24 protein-coding genes are annotated in these 24,221 nt (G+C 62.4%); 9 read left to right on the top strand and 15 right to left on the bottom strand.

Annotation, left to right across the window (positions count from 1 at the left end; all coding sequences use genetic code 11):
* Positions 1 to 125: 125 nt before the first annotated feature.
* Entirely contained in the window at positions 126 to 338 is a 213-nt protein-coding gene (locus AAFG16_RS35600; RefSeq protein ID WP_342732838.1) for a hypothetical protein, read from the bottom strand.
* A 292-nt stretch (positions 339 to 630) separates the two neighbouring features.
* Between AAFG16_RS35600 and AAFG16_RS35595 the strand changes: the two genes are divergently transcribed.
* The 4 genes from AAFG16_RS35595 (at position 631) to AAFG16_RS35580 (ending at position 3,735) form a co-directional block, all read left to right on the top strand.
* Positions 631 to 1,077: a host attachment family protein gene (locus AAFG16_RS35595; protein ID WP_283081099.1), complete on the top strand. Its 447-nt coding sequence runs from the start codon at positions 631 to 633 to the stop codon at positions 1,075 to 1,077.
* Between the two features lie 127 nt (positions 1,078 to 1,204).
* The gene (locus tag AAFG16_RS35590) at positions 1,205 to 2,026 is read left to right on the top strand and encodes a universal stress protein (protein WP_283081098.1); all 822 of its coding nucleotides are present in this window, start codon (positions 1,205 to 1,207) and stop codon (positions 2,024 to 2,026) included.
* A 91-nt stretch (positions 2,027 to 2,117) separates the two neighbouring features.
* A complete protein-coding gene (locus AAFG16_RS35585) occupies positions 2,118 to 2,588 on the top strand; it encodes a CBS domain-containing protein (protein WP_283081097.1) in 471 nt (156 codons plus the stop codon).
* A gap of 34 nt (positions 2,589 to 2,622) precedes the next feature.
* Positions 2,623 to 3,735 (top strand): OpgC domain-containing protein, encoded by a 1,113-nt coding sequence (locus AAFG16_RS35580; RefSeq protein ID WP_283081096.1) that lies wholly within the window; start codon positions 2,623 to 2,625, stop codon positions 3,733 to 3,735.
* 29 nt (positions 3,736 to 3,764) lie between these two features.
* On the opposite strand, the gene AAFG16_RS35575 is transcribed toward AAFG16_RS35580, so the two are convergent.
* Genes AAFG16_RS35575 through AAFG16_RS35565 form a run of 3 tightly spaced genes read right to left on the bottom strand, consistent with a single transcriptional unit; the run spans position 3,765 to position 7,806 of the window.
* On the bottom strand, positions 3,765 to 5,360 hold the full coding sequence (locus AAFG16_RS35575; RefSeq protein ID WP_342732835.1) for an MBL fold metallo-hydrolase: 1,596 nt from the start codon (positions 5,358 to 5,360) through the stop codon (positions 3,765 to 3,767).
* A complete protein-coding gene (locus tag AAFG16_RS35570) occupies positions 5,357 to 6,277 on the bottom strand; it encodes a ribose-phosphate diphosphokinase (protein WP_283081094.1) in 921 nt (306 codons plus the stop codon). The genes AAFG16_RS35575 and AAFG16_RS35570 overlap by 4 nt, the downstream gene beginning before the upstream one ends.
* On the bottom strand, positions 6,274 to 7,806 hold the full coding sequence (locus AAFG16_RS35565) for a thymidine phosphorylase family protein (protein ID WP_283087047.1): 1,533 nt from the start codon (positions 7,804 to 7,806) through the stop codon (positions 6,274 to 6,276). Before AAFG16_RS35565 ends, AAFG16_RS35570 begins: the two co-directional genes overlap by 4 nt.
* A 276-nt stretch (positions 7,807 to 8,082) precedes the next feature.
* Between AAFG16_RS35565 and AAFG16_RS35560 the strand changes: the two genes are divergently transcribed.
* Entirely contained in the window at positions 8,083 to 8,721 is a 639-nt protein-coding gene (locus tag AAFG16_RS35560; RefSeq protein ID WP_342732832.1) for a DUF6064 family protein, read from the top strand.
* A 90-nt stretch (positions 8,722 to 8,811) separates the two neighbouring features.
* On the opposite strand, the gene AAFG16_RS35555 is transcribed toward AAFG16_RS35560, so the two are convergent.
* A complete protein-coding gene (locus AAFG16_RS35555) occupies positions 8,812 to 9,699 on the bottom strand; it encodes an MBL fold metallo-hydrolase (protein ID WP_283081092.1) in 888 nt (295 codons plus the stop codon).
* A 93-nt stretch (positions 9,700 to 9,792) separates the two neighbouring features.
* On the opposite strand from AAFG16_RS35555, the gene AAFG16_RS35550 reads away from it, so the two are divergent.
* From AAFG16_RS35550 to AAFG16_RS35540, 3 genes are read left to right on the top strand one after another with little or no spacing between them, the layout of a single operon-like run.
* Positions 9,793 to 10,122 carry a metalloregulator ArsR/SmtB family transcription factor gene (locus AAFG16_RS35550; RefSeq protein ID WP_283081091.1) on the top strand — a complete coding sequence of 110 codons (330 nt, stop codon included), beginning with the start codon at positions 9,793 to 9,795 and terminating at the stop codon, positions 10,120 to 10,122.
* Positions 10,123 to 10,146: 24 nt separating this feature from the next.
* A complete protein-coding gene (locus tag AAFG16_RS35545; RefSeq protein ID WP_283081090.1) occupies positions 10,147 to 10,695 on the top strand; it encodes a rhodanese family protein in 549 nt (182 codons plus the stop codon).
* A gap of 29 nt (positions 10,696 to 10,724) precedes the next feature.
* A complete protein-coding gene (locus tag AAFG16_RS35540; RefSeq protein WP_342732829.1) occupies positions 10,725 to 11,504 on the top strand; it encodes a sulfite exporter TauE/SafE family protein in 780 nt (259 codons plus the stop codon).
* 144 nt (positions 11,505 to 11,648) lie between these two features.
* On the opposite strand, the gene AAFG16_RS35535 is transcribed toward AAFG16_RS35540, so the two are convergent.
* The 6 genes from AAFG16_RS35535 to AAFG16_RS35510 all read right to left on the bottom strand — a co-directional run bounded on the left by AAFG16_RS35535 (position 11,649) and on the right by AAFG16_RS35510 (position 18,353).
* Positions 11,649 to 12,479 (bottom strand): Tat pathway signal protein, encoded by an 831-nt coding sequence (locus AAFG16_RS35535; protein ID WP_342732827.1) that lies wholly within the window; start codon positions 12,477 to 12,479, stop codon positions 11,649 to 11,651.
* A 377-nt stretch (positions 12,480 to 12,856) separates the two neighbouring features.
* Complete coding sequence (locus AAFG16_RS35530) at positions 12,857 to 13,207, bottom strand: c-type cytochrome (RefSeq protein WP_342732825.1); 351 nt, start codon at positions 13,205 to 13,207, stop codon at positions 12,857 to 12,859.
* Entirely contained in the window at positions 13,207 to 14,040 is an 834-nt protein-coding gene (locus AAFG16_RS35525; RefSeq protein ID WP_342732823.1) for a universal stress protein, read from the bottom strand. Before AAFG16_RS35525 ends, AAFG16_RS35530 begins: the two co-directional genes overlap by 1 nt.
* A gap of 89 nt (positions 14,041 to 14,129) precedes the next feature.
* On the bottom strand, positions 14,130 to 16,661 hold the full coding sequence (gene mgtA / locus AAFG16_RS35520; RefSeq protein ID WP_342732821.1) for a magnesium-translocating P-type ATPase: 2,532 nt from the start codon (positions 16,659 to 16,661) through the stop codon (positions 14,130 to 14,132).
* Between the two features lie 148 nt (positions 16,662 to 16,809).
* Positions 16,810 to 17,793, bottom strand: a complete 984-nt coding sequence (locus AAFG16_RS35515) for a zinc-dependent alcohol dehydrogenase family protein (RefSeq protein ID WP_283081084.1) — start codon at positions 17,791 to 17,793, stop codon at positions 16,810 to 16,812.
* A gap of 206 nt (positions 17,794 to 17,999) precedes the next feature.
* Entirely contained in the window at positions 18,000 to 18,353 is a 354-nt protein-coding gene (locus AAFG16_RS35510) for a carboxymuconolactone decarboxylase family protein (protein ID WP_342741020.1), read from the bottom strand.
* Between the two features lie 300 nt (positions 18,354 to 18,653).
* Here AAFG16_RS35510 and AAFG16_RS35505 point away from each other — a divergent pair, with 300 nt between their 5' ends.
* Positions 18,654 to 19,184, top strand: coding sequence for a cytochrome b/b6 domain-containing protein (locus AAFG16_RS35505; RefSeq protein WP_283087045.1), 531 nt, complete (start codon positions 18,654 to 18,656; stop codon positions 19,182 to 19,184).
* 141 nt (positions 19,185 to 19,325) lie between these two features.
* Here the strand turns inward: AAFG16_RS35505 and AAFG16_RS35500 are convergent, their stop codons facing one another.
* The 4 genes from AAFG16_RS35500 to AAFG16_RS35485 all read right to left on the bottom strand — a co-directional run bounded on the left by AAFG16_RS35500 (position 19,326) and on the right by AAFG16_RS35485 (position 24,155).
* Positions 19,326 to 20,297, bottom strand: coding sequence for an HlyD family efflux transporter periplasmic adaptor subunit (locus tag AAFG16_RS35500; RefSeq protein WP_342732819.1), 972 nt, complete (start codon positions 20,295 to 20,297; stop codon positions 19,326 to 19,328).
* The gene (locus tag AAFG16_RS35495; RefSeq protein WP_342732817.1) at positions 20,284 to 22,614 is read right to left on the bottom strand and encodes an ABC transporter permease; all 2,331 of its coding nucleotides are present in this window, start codon (positions 22,612 to 22,614) and stop codon (positions 20,284 to 20,286) included. Before AAFG16_RS35495 ends, AAFG16_RS35500 begins: the two co-directional genes overlap by 14 nt.
* Positions 22,611 to 23,687 (bottom strand): efflux RND transporter periplasmic adaptor subunit, encoded by a 1,077-nt coding sequence (locus tag AAFG16_RS35490; protein ID WP_342732815.1) that lies wholly within the window; start codon positions 23,685 to 23,687, stop codon positions 22,611 to 22,613. Before AAFG16_RS35490 ends, AAFG16_RS35495 begins: the two co-directional genes overlap by 4 nt.
* Before the next feature lie 108 nt (positions 23,688 to 23,795).
* Positions 23,796 to 24,155: a hypothetical protein gene (locus tag AAFG16_RS35485; RefSeq protein ID WP_283081080.1), complete on the bottom strand. Its 360-nt coding sequence runs from the start codon at positions 24,153 to 24,155 to the stop codon at positions 23,796 to 23,798.
* Positions 24,156 to 24,221 lie beyond the last annotated feature (66 nt).

Genomic DNA, 24,221 nt, shown 5'->3' with positions numbered 1-24,221 from the left:
TCGATTGATGAGAAGCGAGAGCCGCGGCTATAGGATCCGCGGCGAACAGCGAGCAGATCGTCGCGGCGCTGCATCTCTTGGCCGGCACGTTGCTCGATCGATCGCCACAGCGCGTTGCCGATCCGTTAAGACGGAAAGTCGGCCGGCTCCACGTCGATCCGATCGGCGTGAAATGACCAGTCCCGAATCGCGCGCCCCTCGCAGAATTTCTGCTTCGCCAGGCGAGCCGCTTCCGTCTCGTCCCGCGCATCGACGTCGATCGTGTGCTGGCACGCCTCGCAAGGCTGGCCCTGGTCGCCGACTATATCTTTGATAAAGCGGACGACAAAATGTGCCATGCATACCTCCTGACGCAAATCCGGCGTTCTGCTTCGCGTCAATACACGAAGGTCGGTGTCTCAAGCAGGTGATCATTCACCGTCACGACGCCAGGAATAGCTTCGGCCGCTACGCGGATGGCCGTTCGTTCGGCCACGGACGGTGCGTGCCTGCATGACAACCTCCGTATCAATCGCTCAGCTTCAGTTTGTCGGCATCTTGCCGGATTGAGAGCGGTCGAGATTGATCGGGATCAAGCGAGGGGGCCTGCCGAGCGGTCAGAATTGTCGACCTTCTAGGGAGGAAATTCGCATGACCAAGATACCGCATCGTGCCGTAGTGTTCGTCGGCGACGGGCGAAAGGCGCTATTCTTCCGGAACGAAGGCGACGAGAAGTTCCCGCATTTGAAGGTAGAAGCCGCCTTCGAGGATCAGAACCCGCCGGCTCATGACCAGGGAAGCGATCGGCCTGGCCGGGTGAGCAAAGCCTCGCATAGCGGGCAGAGAAGCGCCTTGGAGGCCACCGATTGGCATGAGCTCGAGGAGCGCCGCTTTGTGAAGCAGGTGGCGGTTGCCGTGGAGCGCATTGTACGCGGCGAGCCGTCGACGGCGCTGATCATCGTCGCACCGCCGCGCACTCTGGCGGCGCTTCGGTCGGATTTTCATCCTGATGTAAAGCGACGGATCGTGGCGGAGCTTGCCAAAGACCTCACCAGGCATCCGGTCGGTGACATCGAAAGGCATTTGCTGGACGAGTAGGGCAGGTTGCTCGCAGGGGGGCAGCCTGTGCTGCGAGAGCACATTTTCGCGCTTGACGTGCATCAAGCCGTGAGGCGGCCCGACGCGCGATTATTGACCACTAATTCTAGTCCATCGGAGTGCCGACATGTCTTTCGCCAGCGTCATGGTCTACGTCCATCCGGAGCAGCAGGAAGAAGGGCAGATTGCCGTCGCGGAAGGCATCGCGCGTGGATTTGAGGCGTCCATCCTCGGTGTCGCGGCGATCGCGACAGAACCCACGATAGCTGCCGAGGGCGTGATAATCCAGGAGACGACAGCCGAGGATCTCGAGCGCATACGGGCAACGCTGTCGGCCAAAGAGATGTGGTTCAGGCGAATTGTCCGCCTTCCAAGCGAAAAGGTTGAATGGCGCTCGGCAATCGGATTCCCGACTGAGTTTCTTGCTGAGCAAGCCAGGGCTGCTGACCTTGTTGTCGTCAAGCGAAACAGCTTAAGGCCAATGACCCCCCGGTATCTCGATTCCGCCGGCGCCATGTTGCGAATGGGCCGTCCCACGCTTTCGGTGCCGGACGGTGTGACGGAACTGGCCGGCGATCGCATCGTGATCGGCTGGAAGGATACTCGGGAAGCGCGTCTCGCCGTTCGCGAAGCGCTGCCGTTCTTGATACGGGCGTCGAAGGTCACGATCGCCGAAATCTGCACACCGGACGAACAGGATGCGGCACATGGCGGGGGCCGGGATGTGGCCAACTATCTCAAAAAACATGGCGTGAGCTGCGAGCACGAAGTTCGTGTGCATACGGCGGAGCCGGATGCTGACTATCTCATTCGCCTTGCCGCGGGCGTCGGTGCCGACCTCATCGTTACTGGAGGCTATGGACATAGCAGGTTGGGCGAATGGATATTTGGCGGCATGACGCATAGCCTCCTCCAACAGGCGCGAGTCTGCCTGCTGATGGCCCACTAGGCGCGCAACGCCCCTTCTATTCGGGTCAATTAATGGCTGCTCAATGCCGCGATCATGAGGGTCGAGACACGGTTCCGATGGGAGAGAAGCAATGAGGGCGTCAGATATCATGCGGACCTCGTTCGCAACCGTGAAGCCGGAAGCGCCGTTGCTGGAGGCCCTCCATCTCCTGCTCGAGACCAATCAACGCGGCCTGCCGGTCCTCGATAATGAAGGGGCCTTGGTCGGCATCATTGCCGAAGGCGATTTCCTCCATCGTCATGAGCTAGGCGTCACCTATCCCGAGGGGTGTTGGCTCGAATGGCTACTGGGGAAGCAGGAAGGCGAGCTCGCTCGTGAGCGAACCAGGGGACTGCGGGTCGAAGCGGTCATGAGCCGTCACCCCGTTTGCGTCGACGAGAATGCGACGATCGATGCGGTCGTCAAGGAAATGGATGTCTACCAGATCTCGCAGGTGCCGGTGCTCCGCAAGAGAAAGGTCGTGGGTATCGTTGGCCGAATGCAGATGCTTACAGCGCTGGAGAGCTGTCTTAGGGAGCCTGGGCGAGCCTTAAGGGAGTAGGATTGGCCGGGCAGAGATATTCTGAACAATTGCGATGGGCCCGCTCGACGATATGCCAGACCGAGACATTCGGCTCGATGCCTGCAGAGGCATTGCACTCTGGTTCGTCTTCATCAACCACATCCCGGGGAATATCTGCAGTTGGCTCACCTTGAGCCACTATGGATTCAGCGACACCACGGAAGTCTTCATGTTTGTCTCGGGGTTGACGTGTACGATGGCATATGGACACGTGTTCAGAAGCGCTGGGACTTGGGCGACGATCTGTCATACGGTTCGACGGAGCTGGGAGATTTATTCGGCATTTCTGCTGTTGACGCTATTTCTGGTCGTGGCCGTTCATTGGATGGATGCCGACCTCGCAGACGAGGCAAATGTGGCGATCGTCTTGCAGAAGCCGGGAGAAGCGCTGTCGCGTGCGGCAATCCTGCAATACCGGCCCGTCAATACGGATGTGCTGCCGACCTTCGTGCTCTTCCATTTGCTGTTTGCACCGTGGCTTTTGCTTTTGCTCAGATGGCCAAATGCCGTTTTGGCCGCTTCGGCCCTGTTGTATGGCCTGGTTCAGATATACGGCTGGAATTTTCGGGGATGGCCGACGAACGACTGGTACTTCAACCCGCTCGCCTGGCAGTTTCTCGTCACGCTGGGTGGATGGTGGGTGGTGGTGGGGCGCTGGCGGCTAATGCCACTCGTGACGTCACGTCCGGTGTTCGCACTGTCGGCCGCATACCTGATTTGGTCGCTAGCTGTTGCAATGAGCTGGATCAGTCCGGCTCTTGAGCTCGCAGTTCCGCAGTTCCTGAAAGGCTTGATCTACCCGATAAACAAGCCGGACCTTGATCCGCTGCGACTTCTGCATTTCCTTGCGCTGTCGATCTGTATCACCAATCTCGTGCCGGCGCATTGGGCCGCTTTGCGGTCGAGCGCGCTGCTGGGAGCCGTTCGTTGCGGAGAGAATTCGCTTGAGATCTACTGTGTGGGCGTCTTGTTGTCCCTTGCGGCATATATCTTTCTGAGAACCGTATTTGACGGCGTGCTCGCTCAAGTCATAGTCAGCGGCACGGGCATCGCCCTTCTTACCGTCTTTGCCACCTTGCTGACCTGGTTCACTGGCCTTGCCGCGCCTCGAATAAGGCTACTTTGATCAAGTGCATCTTCGACATTTCGGGCCGTTCACATCTCTTCGAGCGCTCTGCGCAATTTTCGGATGATCACGCCCCGTGATCGATCGTCTGCGGCCGCTTCGATCTGGTCGTTGATATCGAGAAGCAGTTTGGACATATCGTTGTGCCAATCGAGGTTGACGACTGCATCGGGAGCGAGCCTGCGGCGGCGAGCAACGTCGATCGGTGTCGGCGCGGCTGTCGATAATTCGTAGACGTCGTCCAGCATCGGCGTGAAAATCTGCGCTGTTGGCACGGTCCGTTCGGCGACCCGGTGCAGAAGGCCTCCGAGCGCGTGCTCTTCCCCATGCACGATCAACAGACCACGATGAATGGGACGCCGAGCGGCAATCCAGCGCGCGAGTTCCGGACCGTCGGCGTGCCCGGAGTATTCGTCGATATATCGAATCCTCGCAGCGACTTTGATCTCTTCGCCCTGAATCCTCACCGCTTTCGCGCCATCTCGCAGGAAGCGGCCTAGGGTGCCTTGAGCCTGGAATCCCGCAAGCAGGACCGTGCACTCCCTGCGCCACAACCATCGCTTCAGATGATGGCGGATGCGGCCGGCGTCGCACATTCCGCTTGCGGCAATGATGATGTGAAAGCCGGAGAGCCTGGCGATCGACTTGCTTTCATCAACGGTTTCCGTGAAGTGCAACTGACTGGAGGTCAGAAGCCGGTCCAGACCGACGCTCGGATCGAGGCTGGCCGCGTTATTCCGGAAGACTTCCGTCGCACGGATCGCCAAAGGCGAATCGAGGAAGATCGGTGCGGTCGGAATCTCGCCGCGGGCCATCAAGTCGGCCAGGTCGACGATCAGCTCCTGGGTGCGTTCTACCGCAAAAGCGGGGATTAGCAGCGCGCCGCGTCCGCTGGCGGCATCGCGCACCTCCTGGGCGAGATGCGCGCGCCGCAGCGCGTGAGTTGTGGACGGGCGGTCGCTATCGCCGTAGGTCGACTCGCAAAATACGTAATCGAAGTTGGTCGGTGCCTCCGGATCCGGCTCCAGCAATTTGGCGTCTGGGCCGATGTCACCCGACATCAAGACACGCAACGGCCCTCCGTTTTTGCCTTGATCGGCGAATTCCAGCTCTATCGAAGCCGAGCCGAGCAAATGGCCGGCATTCCAATAGCGGGCGCGTACGCCCGGCACCACCGTGTGCCACGTCTGGTATTCGACCGGGCGGAAGGCATCGAGCGTCGCAATCGCATCGGCCTGGCTGTAGATGGGCGTGACGGCGGCCCGCCCTCGGGCGGCGTTTCGGCGGTTCAAGGCGGCAACCTCCGTTTCCTGGATGTTGCCTGCGTCGGGAAGCATGTAGGAGCAGAGGTCGATGGTGCCGCGCGTCGCCACGATCGGGCCTGAAAAGCCCTCACGCTTGAGCTTCGGCAGGAGCCCGCTGTGGTCGATGTGGGCATGCGTCAGCAAAACGGCATCGACATCCGCGGGGCGAAACGGGAATGCACCATAGTTCAGCGCTTTCAACGTTTTCGGTCCCTGGAACAGCCCGCAATCGACCAGGAATTGTCCTTTCGGCGTAGCAAAGAGATAGCAGGAGCCGGTAACGGTGCGGGCGGCGCCGCAAAACTGGATGGTGACGCTCACGGGGGGCTCCCAGTCTCCGGCATGCCAACAACTTCCCGCCGCAACGCGCGAGCGAGAAGTTCGTCGAGGCGGATGGCGTTGGTTGGATGTGGCACGCTGTTGGTGGATCGGACGGAACGAATGCCGGCGCGACCGAACGCTGTCATCAGTGCGCGCGGAAATAGTGCGTGAACGATGATGGCCTCGATAGAAGAGGCTCCTGACGCGGCAAGAGCTTCCGCACAGGCGGTAAGGGTCCCACCGGACGACACGATGTCGTCGATGAAGAGCACGGGACGGCCGGCGAACAGCGACGCGTCTGTGAAGGCGATCTGCACCGACTGATCACTCCGGCGTACTTTTCGCGCCACGCTGTACGCAAGTCCGAGACGGCCGGCAATGTCGGCCACCCAAGATCGCGATTCTTCATCGGGACCGACCACAACGGTCGTGGGCGCGACTGTCTCGGCACGAAGCACAGCTTCGATCGCAGGAGCCGCCGACAGGTTGTGCGCTTCAATACCAGGAAAGACCTCGGCGAGGTTCGGCGTCCGATGGAGATGCGCATCAAACGTGATGACGCAATCGAAGGTGTTCGCCAGAAGGGTGCCGATTGCGCGCTGACTAATCGCCTCACCCGGATGGAACGCCGCGTCCTGGCGCATGTAGCCGAGATATGGCGAAACGAGCACGAGACGCTTGGCTCCATCGCGCCGCAAGGCCTCCGCAGCAAACAGCAGCGCAATCAGCTTTTCATTAGGTTGATTGAGCGAGCAACAGACTATCGTGGTGGTCGCCGCTGGGCCGACGGTTGCCCGCAGCTCCCCATCGGGAAATCGATGCAAGAGGATTTCATGGCCGACAATACCCAGAATTTCAGCAAGCCGAGGCCCGAAATGGGTGGAGGTGGGCAGCCATTGAGCTGCACTCCTGATCATGGCGCTGCCCCGGCTTGCGGTTCGATCCGGTAAGCAGAGTCCAGCTGGGCCATGCCGACAGCGAGGTCAAACCCCGAGGGCTCGAACGCGTGAATGCGATAGAGCGGCTCCCCTTGCTCGACCCGATTGCCAATCTTCTTGAACAACTTGATGCCTGCGCCCTTGTCGAGCGGGGCGCCTGCCGTCCGCGCCAGCCGGTTGAGGCGCAAGCAATCGATCGCGGAGACGACACCGTCTCTTGCGGCGTGAATGTCGAGGGTAAGACTACCGATTTCGCTGGCGGAAGGCGCTGGGCCCTGGGCCTCGATGATCTTCACCATCTGTCGAAGCGCCGCCCCGCTCTCCAGGAGCTCGCTTGCACGTGCATAGCCAGCGCCTCCGCGCAAGTCAGGGTCGTGTTCCAGAAGGTGTGCGGCAAGGCGTAGCGACTTCTCTCGAAGATCGCGCGGGGCCTGGGGCTCATTGGCGAGGACTGCCATCACGTCCTGGGCCTCAAGCGCCGGGCCGATACCGTTGCCGATGGGCTGCCGTCCATCGGTGGTCACGACCTCCACTTCGAGGCCAAACCGATCGCCGACGAACTGAAACAGCTTGCGGAGCCGCATAGCCTGCGATGCAGTCGTAAGCTTGGCGTTAGGCCCGACGGGAAGGTCGATGAGAAGATGCGTCGAGCCGGCGGCCAGCTTCTTCGACACAATGGATGCAACCATCTGTTCGTGCGTATCCAGCGCCAGCGGCCGCTCGACGCCGATCAGGATGTCATCTGCCGGCGACAGATTGACGTGTCCGCCCCAGGCAAGGCAGCCATTGCAGGAGGCAACGACCTCCTTCATCGCTTCGACGCTGAGGTCGACCCGGGCCAGTACCTCCATGGTATCGGCCGTTCCGGCAGGCGACGTGATCGCGCGCGACGACGTCTTCGGGATTGTCAGTCCGTGCGCAGCCACAATCGGGACCACGATCATGGACGTGCGATTGCCGGGAATGCCGCCAATGCAATGCTTGTCGACGACGGTCCTGGCATTCCATCTGAGCTGCGTTCCGGCTCTCGCCATGGCCTCCGTAAGAGCGATCAACTCACCGGATGTCATGAAATTGGCGGAGCTGACGAGGAACGCGGCGATTTCCATATCCGAATAGCGATAGTGCACGAGATCGTCGATGACGGCGCCGATCTCGGAAGCCTCGAGGGTCTTGCCCTGAATCTTGGAGCGAACCGCGTCCAGACTTGCTGGCGAAGGAGCAGGGGTGACCGCAATGTAGCTGCCTGCCGGCTGGCCAAAGCGGCGAAAAGCAGGCTCGGCCATGCCAAGCTCGTCGGGCCCGACCAGGCTGTCGTCATCGGTGAGAAGGACCGTCGCCAGCTGCGTCTTCGAGCCGCTACGCAGCTCGACTCTCGAAAATCCTCGAAACAGGTCCGGCCGCAGCGCCGTTGAGCGGCGGGAGATTACAACGACGTTTTCCCGGCCGGTGTCGAGATTGACACGGCGGGATCTGAGCTGGGCGCGGGCGGGTGGAATGGCGTTCATCGATGAAAACTTCTTTGTCGCGGCGAAGCGAGGATAGGGCTCGCCGAGGAGCCCGATTTGCGACAGATCAACCCGTCGCCGGTCCTCAAGCATGGAGAGGTCGTGGGGCGCCGGCGATGCGGCCGCCTCAGTGAGATCGATGCGCTCGTAATGTCTCCGGGTACGCGGCAGGTCGAACGGGGGCTGGCGGGCTCCTCAACAGGTCCTCCGACTTGATCCGCGTCAAATGACAGGCATCGGAAGCAGCTAACGTTAAATCGCCAGCGGAACAGGATTATGTTGCCGTTTTCTGTCGAGCAATTTTTCGGGGTCTTCGCAAGCTACAACAGAGCGATTTGGCCGGCACAGATCGTTGCCTTGATGATAGGGGGCCTGGCGTTCGCACTGGTATTCCGCAGGTGCAAGCGGTCCGACGAGATCATCGCCGGTGTCCTTGCTGTGATGTGGGCGTGGACGGGGCTCATCTATCATTTGATATTTTTCGCGCCCATCAACAAGATGGCCTATGCATTCGGTGCATTGTTCGCAGTTCAGGCCATGGCGTTTGGATACGTTGGTGTCATACAGGGGCGAATGACTTTCGGCCGGAGCAACGGTCCGGTAGCATGGATTGGCATTGCATTCGTTCTCTATGCGGCAGCCATCTACTCGCTTCTTGGCGTGGCGACCGGTCATGACCTTGCGGAACTCGGTGTAACGCCATGCCCCGTCACGATCTTCACGTTCGGGATGCTGCTGCTCGCAATCCGGCCGATTCCCCGCGTGCTGCTGATCATTCCTGTCCTCTGGTCGCTCATCGGCGGCAGCGCGGCAATCCTGCTGCACGTGCCGCAGGACTGGGGGCTGCTCGTGAGTGGAATCGTATCAGCCGCTTTGCTCGCTCGCCGCGACCAGAGGTTGGCGCCAGCCCCCTGACGATGAGCGGTAGCATTCTGTAATCTTGCTTCACTTTCGTCAGCTCTGGGTCCAGAAGACGACATCACTGACGATAGCGGCTGGCCTGCCTCAAACGCAGGTCTCCGCTCCTCCTTTCAGCGTCACGGGAATGGTGAGATAGCGTACTCCGTTGGCTTCGGCAGGCGGAAATTTGCCGGCGCGGATGTTGACCTGGATAGACGGCAGCAGCAGCCTGGGCGCCGAGAGCGTGGCATCTCGCGCCTGGCGCATGGCCACGAACTCAGCCTCCGTGACGCCCTCCTTGGCCTGGACATTCTTCTCGCGCTGTTCGTGCACCGTGGTCTCCCAGGCGTATGTGTCGCGGCCCGGCGCCTTGTAGTCGTGACACATGAATAGCCGTGTCTCGGGCGGCAGCGCCAGGAGGCGCTTGATCGACCGGTAGAGCTTGTGCGCGTCGCCGCCTGGGAAGTCGGCCCGCGCCGTGCCGTAGTCCGGCATGAACAGGGTATCGCCGACGAACAGGGCATCCTCGATCTTGTAAGAAACGTCGGCGGGCGTGTGCCCGGGCGTGAAGATCACCTCCACGTCGAGTTCGCCGACCTTGAAGCGCTCGTCGTCCCGGAAGAGGCGATCGAAGTCGCTGCCGTCCGTCTTCAGGTCGGTGGCATTGAAGATCGGCCGGAAGATGCGCTGCACGTCCTTGATGTGCTCGCCGATGCCGATTTGGGCACCTGTCTTCGCCTTGATGAAGGGGGCGCCCGAGAGATGGTCGGCATGGGCATGCGTCTCGAGCACCCATTCGATCGTGTAGCCCGCCTCTACGGCGCTCTTCAGCATGGACGCAACCGATCGCGTGTCCACCTCGCCCGAATTGTGGTCGTAGTCAAATACGGGGTCGATGATAGCGGCCTTCTTGGTCGCCGGATCGGCGACCAGATAGCTCACCGTGTTGGTCGGCTCGTCGAAGAACGCTCGGATGATGGGTTGTCCTGACATGGCTTGAATCTCCTGATGTCACCGGTTCGTTTGAACTTGACATATATATTAGTAAGTCCTAAATAAGCAATATCTAATATATGGAGTTGACCAATGGCCTCCCGGGCCTTCGATCTGGAGACATTCGAAAAGAAGGCCGTTGAGGTCGCCGGAATCCTGCGCGCGCTCGCCAACGAGCGTCGCCTGATGATCCTGTGCAACCTCGTCGAATGCGGCGAGAGCAACGTGAATGCCCTCGCGGAAGCCGTGGGGCTGTCGCAATCGGCGCTGTCGCAGCACCTCGCGAGGATGCGCGACGAGGGCCTCGTCACCTTTCGGCGCGAAAGCCAGACGCTCTGGTACCGGATCGCCGATCCGCGCATCGAGCAACTCTTTGCGACGCTGCACCAGCTCTATTGCAAGCCCGTCAAGGCGAAGAGCTGATTTAGGAGAGTAGAGGAGCTAATCATGTCACTACCCACAATCAAGCCGACCGAGGCACGCCGCCTTCTCGACAGTGGTGCCCTCCTGATCGACATCCGCGAAGCTGATGAGCACGCCCGCGCGAAAATTCCGGGCGCGCGGCACCTTCCCCTGTCGAAGCTCGACGAGGCCGACTTCGCCTTGCATCAGGGCAAGCCGGTCATCTTTCATTGCAAAAGCGGCGCCCGCACTCAGGCCAACGCGCCACGGCTCGCGACGAAGCTGAGCGAACCCTGCGAAGCCTTTATCGTCGAAGGCGGGCTCGACGCCTGGCGCAAGGCCGGCCTACCGGTCGTGAACGACCGGCGCCAACCGCTGGAGCTTCAGCGCCAAGTGCAGATCGGGGCCGGCAGTCTTGCTGTCGTGGGCACGCTGCTCGGGCTCTTCGTATCGCCGTGGTTCTTTGCTGTGCCGGCCTTCGTCGGTGCGGGGCTGTTCGCGGCTGGTGTCACGGGCTTTTGCGGCATGGCCCGGATTCTCATGCGCGCGCCTTGGAACCGCAGCGTCTACGCCCCGCCCACGCGGGCCACGTGACAGTGCCTTAAAATGAGGAGTTGCCCACTATGCTGTCGCTGACCCAAGGTGCGCTCGGTCTCGCCTCTGGCTCGTTGGTCGGCTTTTCGCTCGGGCTGGTCGGAGGAGGCGGTTCGATCTTGGCCGTGCCGCTTCTCGTCTATCTCGTCGGGGTGTCGGATCCGCACGTGGCGATCGGCACCAGTGCGATCGCAGTTGCGGCAAACGCTGCAGTGAACCTCGTCAACCACGCTCGGGCTGGCAATGTGAAGTGGCGTTGCGCCTCCGTGTTCGCGCTCGCAGGCATGGCCGGCGCCTTTCTCGGCTCTACCCTTGGCAAGGTCATCGAAGGACAGAAGTTGCTGGCGCTGTTCGCTATCGTCATGATGGCGGTGGGCGCGCTGATGCTGAAGGGCCGCGCCGGCGCGGGCGAGCCATCGGTCCGGCTCAACCGAGAGAACCTGCCGAAACTCTTCGCGCTGGGAGGTCTCACGGGAGCCTTGTCCGGCTTCTTCGGGATCGGCGGTGGCTTTCTAGTCGTACCGGCGCTGATTGCGGCCACCGGCATGCCTATCCTCTATGCGGTCGGTTCCTCCCTTGTGGCGGTGACAGCCTTCGGGCTGACGACGGCGGCCAACTACGCCCTGTCCGGTTTCGTGGATTGGTATCTCGCCGCGTTGTTTATCTCCGGCGGAGTTCTTGGCGGGATGCTCGGCGCCGGCTCGGCCAGCTCGCTCGCCGCGCGCAAAGGCGCATTGAACACCGTATTCGCGGCCCTGATATTTGCGGTGGCGATCTATATGCTGGTCCGCAATCTCGGCTTCACGTGATTGGGGATTTCGCAACAAGCGGTCGAAGGTCGCCTTGAGGACGACCACGACGGAGGTGATTTTTAGGCGCCGCCTCAATAGACCAAAGCGTCCGCACAAATGAGGGCAGCCAGTATGAACCCAAGTGAAAGTTTCGCTCGGGCTTCAGGAGGCATCGATCACAGCGGTCACCGGCCGACGCAGCGAGGGTGGCAGTGATGCGCCGCGGCCAAATCGCACGATCAGATCCGGGCGCCGGACGCCAAGCCCCAGATAGTCTGCAATCTGCGGACGCAGGGAAGAGACCTCGACCGGCTGATTGAGAAGAGCATTCCGAATTCCGAGCATCGTCGCTTGCAGCGCGAAACGCTGGTAGGCGCGTCCGGCAGCAACCCAGCCTGCCTTGTCGCTACGCGGACTGATGAAGACGGCAATGCCCGCGGACGAGCGGACATGCTCGGCATACTTGTCGTTCTCTCCCTTCTCGGTGAGCACGAACTGCAGGAGGCGACGCGCAAGCCAAGCCGGCAGTGCCGGATTGCCGGAGCTCCGCGCGGCGAGCCCGTCCAACCGCTCGATCGCCATGGAATCGTTGAAGCGGATCCAGGAAATGAGCTCTGCCATGAACGCGGGATCGCGCATCTGCATCGTGTTACCCTGAATGATGTAGTCGAGAATTGCCTCCATGCGCGATCGCTCGGTCACAATGAAACACTCGACGCCACATAGCGCGCCGGCGGTCTCGACCGTGCGCAGGTCCTCTGAGCTGACGGCACGGCCATCATACTTTGCGCGCGTGCATTGCCGCTGCGTGATCGCATCTGCGAGCGCGTGGTGCGACGGCGCAGTGCGGTCGAGAGCGATGGAAACCGAACCCGGATCGGCGGTGTCGACCGCAACATTGGCATTCAAGCCGAGCATGGGGGCAGCCTGCACGATGTTCTCAGCCGCGCAGCCAAGTGAAGCAAAGAGGTGATGATCGTCGGGATCGACCACGGGGCAACGACGTACGAGATCCGGACGGATGGTGATTACGTTGTCGGAAAGGATGAACCGCCACGGCTGCGTGTTGTGGCTGTTCGCGGCCAGCGTCGCTGCGCGTACGAGCTCGCAGGGATCGACGATACATTCATGCCTCGCAGACAGTCAGCTCCGCGCAATAACAGCGGCGGGCTTTGCGATCGGCGCTCTGCGGGTCGACTTTCGATGAACCGCGATGGCCGCAATCCGAAGGCCGGGAAGCACGCCGAAAAATCCAAAGACCGCGCGAGTTGATTGTTCTAGTAGTCGAAAGGGATGCATCTGAAGGCTAGGACGGAGCGACTCAACTTTCTAGGTCAATCAGAGCCTTGTGGAGGCAGCGCCACGAGCCCTCATTGCTCTAACGTCTTCAGGAACGCAATGAAGTCGCCGACCTGGTCGGAATCGAAACGAAATTCCGGCATCGTGGGATGTCCGGTGACGATGCCTTCGGCCAGGGCCTCTTGCAGCATCTCGATTGGGTATCGTTCGTGTAACGTCCTGAACGGGGGAGCGATCTTGAGCGGGCTGGGGCTGACCTTGTCCGTCGAGTGGCACTTTGCACAATACTGCAGCGCAAGACGTCGGCCTTGTTCGACGCTTGAAGCCGCAGTTGGGTTTGAGAAGAGAAGCAAAGCTGCAGCGACGATGCCGCCTGCGATAGCTTGCTCAGCTCGGAAAAGCACCATCACGTCGCGCTCCATCAGTGCGACATCAGGACGGGAACCGTCATGCTGCGGAACATCTCTCGCGTGACGCCGCCGAACACCGTTTCCTGAAGTCGAGAATGGCCGTAACCGCCCATGACCAGTAGGTCGAGGCTTTCATCCGCGGCAATCGACAGGATGCTCGCCTGCAGATTGCCACGGTCGGACTGAAGCGAAACGGTCTTCGCCGGCAAGCCCTTCCGCGCGAGGTGTGTCAGGAGGCGGTCGGGCGATGCGTCGGGCGGTACCTCGGATGCATTGAGGGTTATGGTTGTTAGGGCGTCTGCGTTGGTGATGAAAGGCATTGCATCCCGCAAGGCGCGGGCGGCAAGGCGGCTGCCGTCCCAGCAGATGCCGACGCGCGCCGCCTTGAAGTCGCCGCGGAAAGTATAGGGGATGAATAGCACCGGCCCGCCCGCCTGCAAGAGGAGTTCCTGTGGAAGCCGGTTGTCGAACGTCTCGATATCCGGGTCGCCTTGTGACACGATCGTGAGATCATAAAGGCGCGCCGTCGCCCCGACTTTTGAAACGGTCTCGGCGATAGCCCCGCTCAGTGCGCATTTTCCGTAGTTGATTCGAGCGTTCTTCGCCTCGACTTCAAAAATGCGAAGTGCTGCATCGGCACGTTCCAGCGCACGTTCATACTCGAATTGCAGCGATGATGCGATGGCTGCGCCGCCTTCCGCAACAAAGGGCAGATTCGTCGACGCATATCCCGTGGCAATAGCATCCAAGTGCGCGCCGGTCTTGATCGCCATGGAAACGGACGCATCGATGGCGGGTCGCGGTGACCGCTCCGTTGGAATGTGCACCAGCAGGTCTCTGAACATGCGTACCTCCCGCTCCGATCTGAGCTTCAGAACAGCACATGTCGTCATCGAGAGATTTGACGCACGTCAAAGCGGCAGACACCCGGGGGTTACGGACCCGAAACCGCTAGGCGCTTGGCAATCTCCGCAGAGAAGAGATAAGCAGCCGCGATAGCGATGATCGTCGCCAGCAGTGCCGCGGAAGGTGGGGTAAAGCCGAACAGTCCTCCCCATGGCCCGAGCGCAAGCGCCACGCCGGCAGCGAGAGCGCCCAGAGACTTTGCGATCAGGACAATATGGGGGTGGTTTGCGCGCCAGGGCATCCGGCGAGATCTGATTACGAAAATCACCAGGATCTGCGTCGATATTGATTCCACGAACCACCCGGTCTGGAACTGCGCCGCATTCGCTTCAAATAGCTTCAGAAGGACGGCGAAGGTAATCACGTCAAACACGGAAGAAACAATTCCCATGATGATCGTGAAACGAAGGATGCTTGCCATGTTCCAGGCTTCCGGTTGCGCAAGGTCTTCGCGGTCGACTTCATCGAAAGGGATGCCGATTTCGGAGAGGTCGTAGATCAGGTTGTTCAGCAGGATCTGCAGCGGGAGCAACGGCAGGAACGGAAGAACGATCGAGGCCAGGGCCATCGAGAGCATGTTGCCGAAGTTCGAGCTCGTTCCCATTCGGACATACTTCAGGATGTTGGCAAAAGTTCTGCGGCCTTCGCGCACGCCGGCCGCAAGGACTGAAAGATCGGGAGCCAGCAGGATCATGTCGGCGGCCGCGCGGGCGACTTCGGTTGCACCCGTGACGGATATGCCGACATGGGCTGCATGGATGGCCGGGGCATCGTTGACGCCGTCCCCCATGAAGCCGACCACGTGGTTGCGATGCCGGAGTGCAGCAATGATCCGTCGTTTCTGATCAGGATCGATGCGGGCAAACAGATCGATGTTATCGACACGGGCCGTGAGCGCGGCGTCGCTGAGCTCCGAGATCTCGGCACCGGTCATGATACGATCCGACTGAAGACCGACCGATCGCGCGACATGCGAGACCACTGCGCCGTGGTCACCCGAGAGAATCTTTACCGTTATGCCGAGCGAGGTAAGGGCTTCAATGGCCGAGGCTGCATCCTGCTTCGGAGGATCAGCGAAGACACAGTACCCAATCATGGTCAGACCCGCCTCGTCGCCGACCGCAATCGTCTGCTGCTCAGGCGGAACAGACCTGACGGCGACGGCAAGAAGCCGAAGACCGTCGCGGGCAAATTGATCCTGGATGTCCCTCATTTTTTGCTGCCAGGCGGCGTCGAGCGGATGGGCCAGACCATCGATGTCCACGGCGACGCAGCGGGCCAGGATGGATTCCGGAGCGCCTTTTGCGATCAAGATGCGTTCGTCGTTCCGTGCCACCAGCACCGACAGGCACCTTCGCTCGAAGTCGAACGGCACTTCCGAGACCCGAACCCAGCCATCTGTGGCGCCGTTCCGCGCGGAGAGTATCGCATCGTCGAGGGGACTTCTGACGCCGGCCTGGAAGATGCTGTTGAGGTACGCGAGGCTCAGAACGCGATCGCTGGGTCGCCCCTTCGGATCGACATGCGCTTCGAGCGTGATTTTGGCTTCCGTCAGCGTGCCGGTCTTGTCCACGCAAAGCGTGTCCATGGCACCCAGATCATGGATTGCGGACAGTCGCTTGACGATGACCTTTCGGTCCGCCATGCGCAGCGCGCCGCGGGCGAGCGTCACCGTCATCACCATGGGCAGCAGCTCAGGCGTCAGGCCGACGGCGAGTGCGACCGCGAACAGGAAGGACTCCAGTGCGGCGCGTTGCGCGACGAGATGAGCCAACAACACGAAGAGGGTCAGAAAGAGCGTAAGCCGAAGGATCAGGAGCCCAAGCTTGTGCACACCCTGTTCGAGAGCCGTTGGCGGAGCATTGGCCGCGAGTGCCGCAGCGATCGCGCCAAACCGGGTCTGACCTCCGGTTTTCACCACCAACATCCTGCCGCTTCCGCCGACGGTACTGGTTCCGGCGAACAGGGCATTCGTCGCCTCCGCCGGCGATGCCGCGGAGCAGGGAGCGTCCGTCTTGAAAGCCGGAAACGGCTCACCCGTCATCAAGGCCTCATTGACCTGCAATTCCTGGGCATCAAGAACGATGCCATCGGCAGGTATGAGGTCGCCGACACGGAGCTTCACGATGTCTCCGGGGACGAGCTCCGTCACCGGTACCGTAACGTCCTTGCCATCGCGGACGGCGTCAGCCCGAATGGCCACCGATTCGCGCAGCGCCTCGGCGCGATGTTCCTGAACGATGTCCAGCGTGATGGACAGAGACAGCACGGCCGCGATAATCACGAAACTGCCAACGTCGCCGCTTAATCCGGATAGGAGGGCGGCCACCAGGAGCATCGCAATCAAGGGGTTCCAAACGCGTTGCCCGAGCTTGCGCAAGACCGATCGGCTTTGAGAGGCGTCAGCGTGGTTTGCTCCGAAGATCACGAGGCGCCGGTCCGCTTCGACCTGTGATAGGCCGTTGGGGCCGGAGCCGAGCGCGCGGTAGAGGGCGTCTTTTGGTGTTCGCCAGAAGTCGGCAGCGGCCCATGCCTTGGCCGCGCTAGGCTGCTCGATCATCGAAGGGCTCGCCGGCCTGTTGGTCTCTTGACCAGCAACGTAAGAGCCAGCTCGATCTTCGGGTTGATGCAGCTCAATTCGGCCTCGGACAAGATGGTTTGGTTGCACGGGCCAAAGGAGTTCACCATGTCGCCTCCAGACGCTGCGGTCAGGGACGCAACACGGCTGCGCCAATGAGCTTGCCGTCCCTCAGACGGGAGAGCGCTTCATTGGCCTCGACGAGCGGAAATACCGTCGTGTGTGTCTGGATATTGGCCTTTGCGGCGGCGGCGAGAAAATCGATGCCGTCCTTTCGCGTGAGGTTCGCAACCGATACGATCTGCCGCTCGCCCCAAAGAATACGATAGGGGAACGATGGGATGTCGGACATGTGAATGCCGGCGCACACAACGCGTCCGCCCTTGCGCACCGAGCGCAGGGCAAGCGGCACCAATGCTCCGACCGGCGCGTATATGATGGCGGCATCGAGTTCGGTCGGCGGAATGTCCCCTGAAGCGCCGGCCCAGTCAGCGCCGAGCGCAAGCGCAAGTTGCTGTGCTTCCTTGTCGCCGTCACGGGTGAAGGCGTAGACTTTCCGCCCCTGTGAGTGGGCCACCTGCGCGACGATATGGCCCGCCGCGCCAAAGCCAAAAATGCCAAGCGTCTTGCCGTCGCCGGCCATCACCAGGGATCGCCAGCCGATCAGGCCGGCGCAAAGCAGCGGTGCAAGAGCTGCGTCCTCGCCGTGCTCGCCGAGCGGAAAGCAATATCGGACATTGGCGATAAGGTGGCTGGCAAAGCCGCCGTCGCGCGTGTAGCCGGTGAATTCGGGACGATCGCAGAGATTTTCCTTGTCGGTGCGGCAATAAGAGCACTCGCCACACGTGAAGCCGAGCCATGGAACACCTACGCGAATGCCCAACTCCAACTCATCGACGCCTGCGCCGAGTGCATCGATGCGGCCCACGACTTCATGCCCCGGGATGATTGGATAGGAGATATCGGGCAGCTCGCCATCCACCACGTGCAGGTCAGTCCGGCACACGCCGCACGCGCTGACCTTGACGCGAACCTCGCCGGGGCCGGGGACCGGGTCGGGTCGTTGCTGGAATGTCAACGGCGCGCCGCGCGCGGAAAGCACCATCGCGTACATGGTACGGCTCGTAATGCGTTGTCCGGTCTTGTCTCGCCGGAGCTGAAGTCAGTGTGCGCCGTTCGCTACGCGGGCGCAACATGCGACTTCCCGCAGGGTGTGAGAAGGGCCTTGACGTGGCTCAATCGTTGAGCCGGCCCGCGCGCATCGCAAGCCGCACCGGCTCCGCCAGGCTGTTCGGCCAGGAGGGAGCCGCAAATACAAAGTCATGATGCGGGCTGCGCCGCGAATTGTTCGTAAGCGGCGATTGCATCGGCAGCGTACATCAGGGATGGCCCGCCGCCCATGTAGACGGCCATGCCGAGCGCCTCTTCGATCTCCTGGCGCGTCGCCCCGAGCTTGACGAGCGCTTCGATGTGGAAGCCAATGCAGCCGTCGCAATGCGCAGCGACGCCGAGCGCGAGCGCAATCAGTTCCTTGGTCTTTTTGTCGAGCGCGCCGTTCCGCGTGGCAGCCTGCGCGAGCACGGCAAATCCTTTCATCGTATCGGGGATGTCGTTGCACAGCTTGCGCAGGTTTGCGGAGATTTGCCGGGTGATGTCCGGATAGTTTTTGTCCATGGCTTGCCCTCTGCGCATCTGCAACGTACTGGATCGCGAAAGGTTGGTCGTAGCCGACATCGCGGGACCGGCCCTATTTTGCACCTCGGCGCGAAAGCATGCATTGAGCCTGATCAAGGCCAGGCGCGAGACAGATGATATATTGCGGTTCCGCGGGAAGTGCGGGTGGTTTGCGAAACGCTCAACGCGCATTCCGGGTTGGTCTATCTGCTGCTCGGAACCGGCCATTGCGAAGGGTTCATCAGGCCCGTGGCCAACGCGTCGGCCGCACCGTTCAATCTTGAACCGAGAAAAGAATCGATGCTGCCTCAACTGAACTATGGGACCACCGCGAAGGTCCTTCATTGGACCATCGTCGCCCTTCTGCTCATCCAATATCCCGTCGGTTGGCTGATGCCGGATATCCATCGTGGCATGCAGCCCGGCGTGGGTATGACCCTGCACGTTTCGATCGGATTGGTCTTGCTGATCCTTATCGTGCTGCGTTTGGCGTGGCGCCTCACTCATCCAGTCGCGCCCGAGAGCTCGTTGCCAGGGTGGCAGAAGGTGACTTCCGAGGTCCTGCACTGGATGCTGTACTTGATGGTGCTGCTGACGACTGTCACCGGTTGGCTGTTCGCTTCATTCCGTGGCTGGTCGATCTCCTTCTTCTACTTGTTTCCGTTTCCGATGCTCTTCTCCAACAATCCGGCAGCAGGCAAAGCGATCGATGGTCTGCACCAGGCTACTGAATGGTTTCTTTTGATTTTGGTCGGTGCACACGTAGCCGCCGCCCTTGTTCATCTGATGTATTATCGAGATCGCGTCATGGCGCGCATGTTGTCCCGCTGAGCGGACAGTACCGCGCCGGAGAAATAGGCCGTCAGGCCAAGGAAAGTATTGCAGAGACGGAGCGAGGAGGCGCTGCAGAGCGACGCCTATCGCGCGGGTCTCGCATCATGAGGCTCTGGCAGGGGACGCAAGCGCGTGCCGTCAACGCGCGATCCAGACCGTCATGCCTGGTTCGAGGTCCGCCGTCTCGCGCGCGGGATCGAGGCGGAGGCGCAGCGTGTTGCGGTCGTGATCGCCGATGACCCGTTCGGCCTGCCAGGTGGCGAACACGCCCAGCGGCCGCAGCTCGGTCACGACCGCCGTCGTCGCGGCGTTGCTCCCGGTCCGCGCCACCTTCACCGTGCTCCCCATTGCGACCCGGCCGAGATGATCTTCGCGCACGTTGAATGAGAGCCATTGCCGGCCCGCGGCCGCGACCATCAGGATCGGCTGGCCGGCGCGGACGTTCTCGCCGACCTCCGCGGCGATGACGCTGACCGTGCCGTCGGCGGGAGCGCGCAGCACCATCTTGTCGAGACGGCGTTCGAGCACGGTGACGGCCGCGGCGGCGGCCTGCACCTGCGTATCGGCAATGGCGCGCTCCTCGCGTGTCGGACCCGCCACCGCCGCATCGTAATTGGCCTGGGCCTCCGCGACGTCGGCGCGCGCGGCCGCGACGTCGTTCTGGGCCTGGTCGAGCGCCTGCTGCGTTTCGAAGCTCTGCCGCGCGAGCGTGCTGGTGCGGGTGAGCTGTGCCTCCACATAGTCGAGGCGGGCGCGCGCCTTGGCGATGGCGGCCTTCAGGGATTCGACCTGTTCGCGGCGGACGCCGGCATAGACGTTGTTGCGGTTGGCGACGGCGGAGGCGAGCGCGGCACGCGCCTGGTCCGCCTGCGCCGTCAGCTCCACCGCCGACAGCCGCGCCACCACGTCGCCTTCCTTCACGTGGGCGCCTTTCTCGACCGCGATCGCGGCGAGCTGACCGCTCACCTCCGGCTCCACCCTGACCTCGGTCGCGCGTACGATGCCGACGATGGCCGCGGGAAGTTCGGAGTGACGCGTGGCATAGATCAGTGCGGCCGCGACGAGGGCGAGCGGAATTGCGAGGAAGGCGGCAGCTCTAAGGTTGCGCATGTCGCTGTCCTCTCCTGAAGGCAAATGCCGAGATCACCGCAAGCAAGAAATAGCCGAGCGCCAGGCCCCACAGCACGCGCCAGTCATGCGCGACCTCCCAGATGCTGGCGCCCATCTGATTGATGCGCACGAGGCCGTCGATCGCCGAGTCCGCCGGGAAAATCCGTCCGAACGCGAGCGCCACGTCCGGAATCGCTTCGCGCGGCCAGGCAAAGCCGGCCATGAAGAACTGCGGCAGGCTGGTCGCCAGCAGCAGGATCGTCGGATTCTCCGGCCGCGTGAACCAGGCGCCGACCGCCTGTCCCATGAAGCTCGTCGCCAGCAGGAAGACGGTTCCGAGCGCGAGGATCTGCGGGAGATGGCCGAGCGTCGAAAAACCGTAGATGCGCGGCAGCACGACGACATAGAGCGCGAGCGCGGGAAGATAGACGGTCAGATGGGCGATGCCGCGACCGAGCACGCCGGCAAAGGCTCCGCCTCCGGCCGCGAGCGCCGTGCCGGTCAGCATCGCCGCGCCGATCAAGAGGGTCTGCTGCAGAATCAGGATGAACGCTGCCGGAACAATGTAGCTCGCATAGCCGCCCACCGGGTTGAAGATCGGCTGCAGCAGGACGTCGGCCGGGCTCGAACTCGCAAGCTTCGCCTTGACGAGGCTGCCATCGGCGCGCGCGCCGCGCGAGACGAGCTCGGACGTCAGCGCGCCGACGGCGGTGGCGATCCCGCTCGCGCTCGTTCGGAAGATGAACAGATAGGTCGCATCGGCGTAGACCGGGATGTGCGCGGTGATGCCCTTGAGCACGTCGCGCTCGGTGTTGGGCGGAATCTCGACGGCGGCGAAGGCCCGTCCGCGATCGATCGCGCTGCGCGCTTCGGCAAGCGTCCGGGCGCGAACCGTGACGCTCAATGCGCCGCTCGCATCCAGCGTCTCGACGATCCGGCGGCTGAGATCGCTGAGATCATTGTCGACGACGGCGATCGGAAGCTTGCGAAGGATCTGGTTCAGATAGGGCTGCGGATAATAAATGCCGTAGACGAGGGGCGCGAGAAACAAAAGGCTGAAGGCGCTCCGCGTGCCCAGTACCCGCCGCCACTCCGCGATGAAGGCGCCGCCGACGCCGCGCGGCGCCTCGCTGGCCTCGGCAGGCTCGGCCGGTCGCGCGGCTGCAAACCAGCCTCGGCGCGTGAGGCTCGCCATGCGCAGCAGCGCAAGGCCGGCAAAGAGCAGCGCCAGGCCCGCCAGCGCCGCGAAGGGAATGGCGGAATCGGCGACGGGCAATCCGCGCGCCGCTTGCCCGAGCAGAACGGCCATGTACCAGCGCAGCGGCAGGATCGCGCTCCAGACTTGCGCAAAGCTATTCATGGCGATGGTAGGAAAGCCGACGCCGGCATAGCCGAATGCGGGGGAGGCGATGAGACCCGCAAGCCCGAGCCCGGTGGCGAGATCGCCGACCAGAAGCTGGAGCAGGGCGCCGATTGACAGATAGGCGATGATCAGCAGCGAGGCCGCCGCGATCATCAACGGCAGGTCGCCCCTGAACGGAATATCCAGCACGCCCTCCAGGAACAGCGGCTCGGCCAGCATGACCAGGAAGAAGATGCAGAACAGCGGCGCGAGCTTGCCGGCCAGCGCGACGAGCGGATCGCCGCCGGCGCTTGCGAGCCAGGTTCGCGCGTCCCTGCGGCGGAACTCGGAGCCGACGGAATAGCCGGCGGCCAGCGTGATCACCACATGGATGATGGTCGGCAGCAGCGCGCGCAGTAGAAACTGCGCATAGTTCTTCTGCGGATTGACCAGCGCCATGGTCTCCGCCTTGAGCGTTCCCAAAGACGATGGCGCGGGCGCCGCGCGGCTGGCTGGCGCGGCCACGGCCGCCGCGGCGGAGAGCGAGTCGCTGAGTCCCGAGGAGGCGATGCCGGAAGGCGTCAAGAACTGCTGGTTGTAGAATCCGACGACCTGCGGGCGGCACGCCGCCTTCAGGTCGCGCTCGAAATCCGGCGGGATAAAGACCGCCGAGATCGACTTGCCCGAGCGGATGTCCTCGACGGCCGTGGACAGCGTGCCGGATCGGTCTACGATCCTCAGGCTCGGCGACGCCGCGACATACTCCACGAGGGCGCGCGAAGCATCCGACTTGTCCTCGTCGACGACCGTGACCCCGAGGCCGCGAATGACCGGATGGCTGAAGACGGTGGTCAGCACCACGAATGCGAACAGCGGCACGCCGAAGATCAGCAGCAGCGCAACCCGGTCATGAAACAGCCAGCGGCATTCGCGCCGCGCGACCAGCCAGAACCCGGGCTTTGTGGCAAACGTCATTGCCGCGACCGCCAGTCGAGATAGGCGCTCATCCCGGGCCGCAGCTCAGGCACCGGCTTCACGGGATAGGCGCGGATCGAGAACGTGCGCAGGTCGAAATCGCCCGAGGCGCGCGTGGCGCGCCAGCTGGCATATTCGCCCTTGGTCGCGATCAGCTTGACCTCGACGGTGACGCTGCGGTCGTCGAGCGCGGGAATGCGGACGTCGAAACGATCGCCGACCTTGAGGCTCTTGACCAGATCCTCGCGCAGGTCGAAGTGAACCCAGACATCGCCGAGGTCGATCAGCGTGACCAGCGGCACGCCCGGCGACACGTATTCGCCCGGCTCGACATTGCGCTGGTAGATCTGGGAGGCGACCGGCGCGTAGACCACGAGCTGGTCGATGATGGACTGGACGCTCTGGATGTCGGCATCGGCCTTCTCGACATTGGCCTTCGCGATCGCCCGTTCTTCCTTGGTGTAGCCGTTGACGGCCTGCTCATAGGCCGATTTGGCCTGATCGACCGCGCGCTCGCTTTCGTGCAGGGCGTCGGTGACCTGGTCGAGGCGGGCCTGCGGCGCGTTGCCCTGCTCGGTCAGGGTCCGCGTGCGGTCGAATGTCTTCTGCGCCAGCACCACGGCCGCTTGCGCGCGCTCCATCTCGGCCTTGCGCGCGGTGATGGTTTCGACGCGCGTTCCGACCATGATGTTGGCGAGCTGGGCGTCGGCGACGGCCTTGGCCGCCTTCATCTGGTCGTGCTTCGCGATCGTCTCCGGATTGTCGATCCGCACCAGCACCGCCTGCGCAGCAACGTTCTGGCCGCGCTGGACGGGGATTTCCTTGACCCGGCCGTCAACGCGCGCCGCGATGTCCAGCCGCGTCGCATCGACCTCGCCCTGGACCAGCAGCGGCTCCGGCCGCAGCAGATAGAAGATCGACAGCCCGGCGACGACGGCTGCCACGATGGCGACGATGATGGCAGGCGTGCGCGTCGCGCTGCGCGGGCCCGGCTTGTGATCGTCGCCTGGTGCGTCAGGCTTGGCTAGAATGTCCTTGGCCTGACTGTCCTTGTCGGAGGTCGGCGTGTCCATGAACTGATCCCCTTGGCGCTCGACCGGGATAGCGGCTTTCCATGTCGTGCTTGTAAAGTCTCGTCCGCCGCGTTGCGCTGCCTCGAATCCTCTCGGCAGGGCCGACGATCAATTTCGCCGTGCGGTCCAATATCCGGAGCAACGCGCGGTCCCGGAATAACCGCTCCACCGTCCCTGGCCGGCGTTACCCGAAAGCCGGCCGCTGCCTGAGGCAAATTTGTCCTGAACGGCGACCGAGGCGCGAACCGCCCCGGATCTTGCGACGTAGCCCCTGAACCGGACCAGGTTCGGATGCGTCACGATCCCGTCGGTGATGTTGACGGAGAAACTGTAGCTCGCATCGCATTCACCGCGCTGGGTTACGAAGACGAGATCCCAGGCGCCGTCATAAGCCGAGCGAGCCTCAGCTCCGGAGCTGGAGGCGGCGAGACAGACCGCCGCCGCGGCCCAATAGACGCACTTCTTCATCGCGATGTCTCCGGGCTGTGGCTGTCCGGCACGGCGGCCACGAGCCTATGCTGCATTTGCGCTGCG

The sequence above is a fragment of the Bradyrhizobium sp. B117 genome, from assembly GCF_038969555.1.
GTDB lineage: Bacteria > Pseudomonadota > Alphaproteobacteria > Rhizobiales > Xanthobacteraceae > Bradyrhizobium.
The sequence above is the reverse complement of the archived record's forward strand: the minus strand, read 5'-3'. Positions and strand labels throughout refer to the sequence as shown.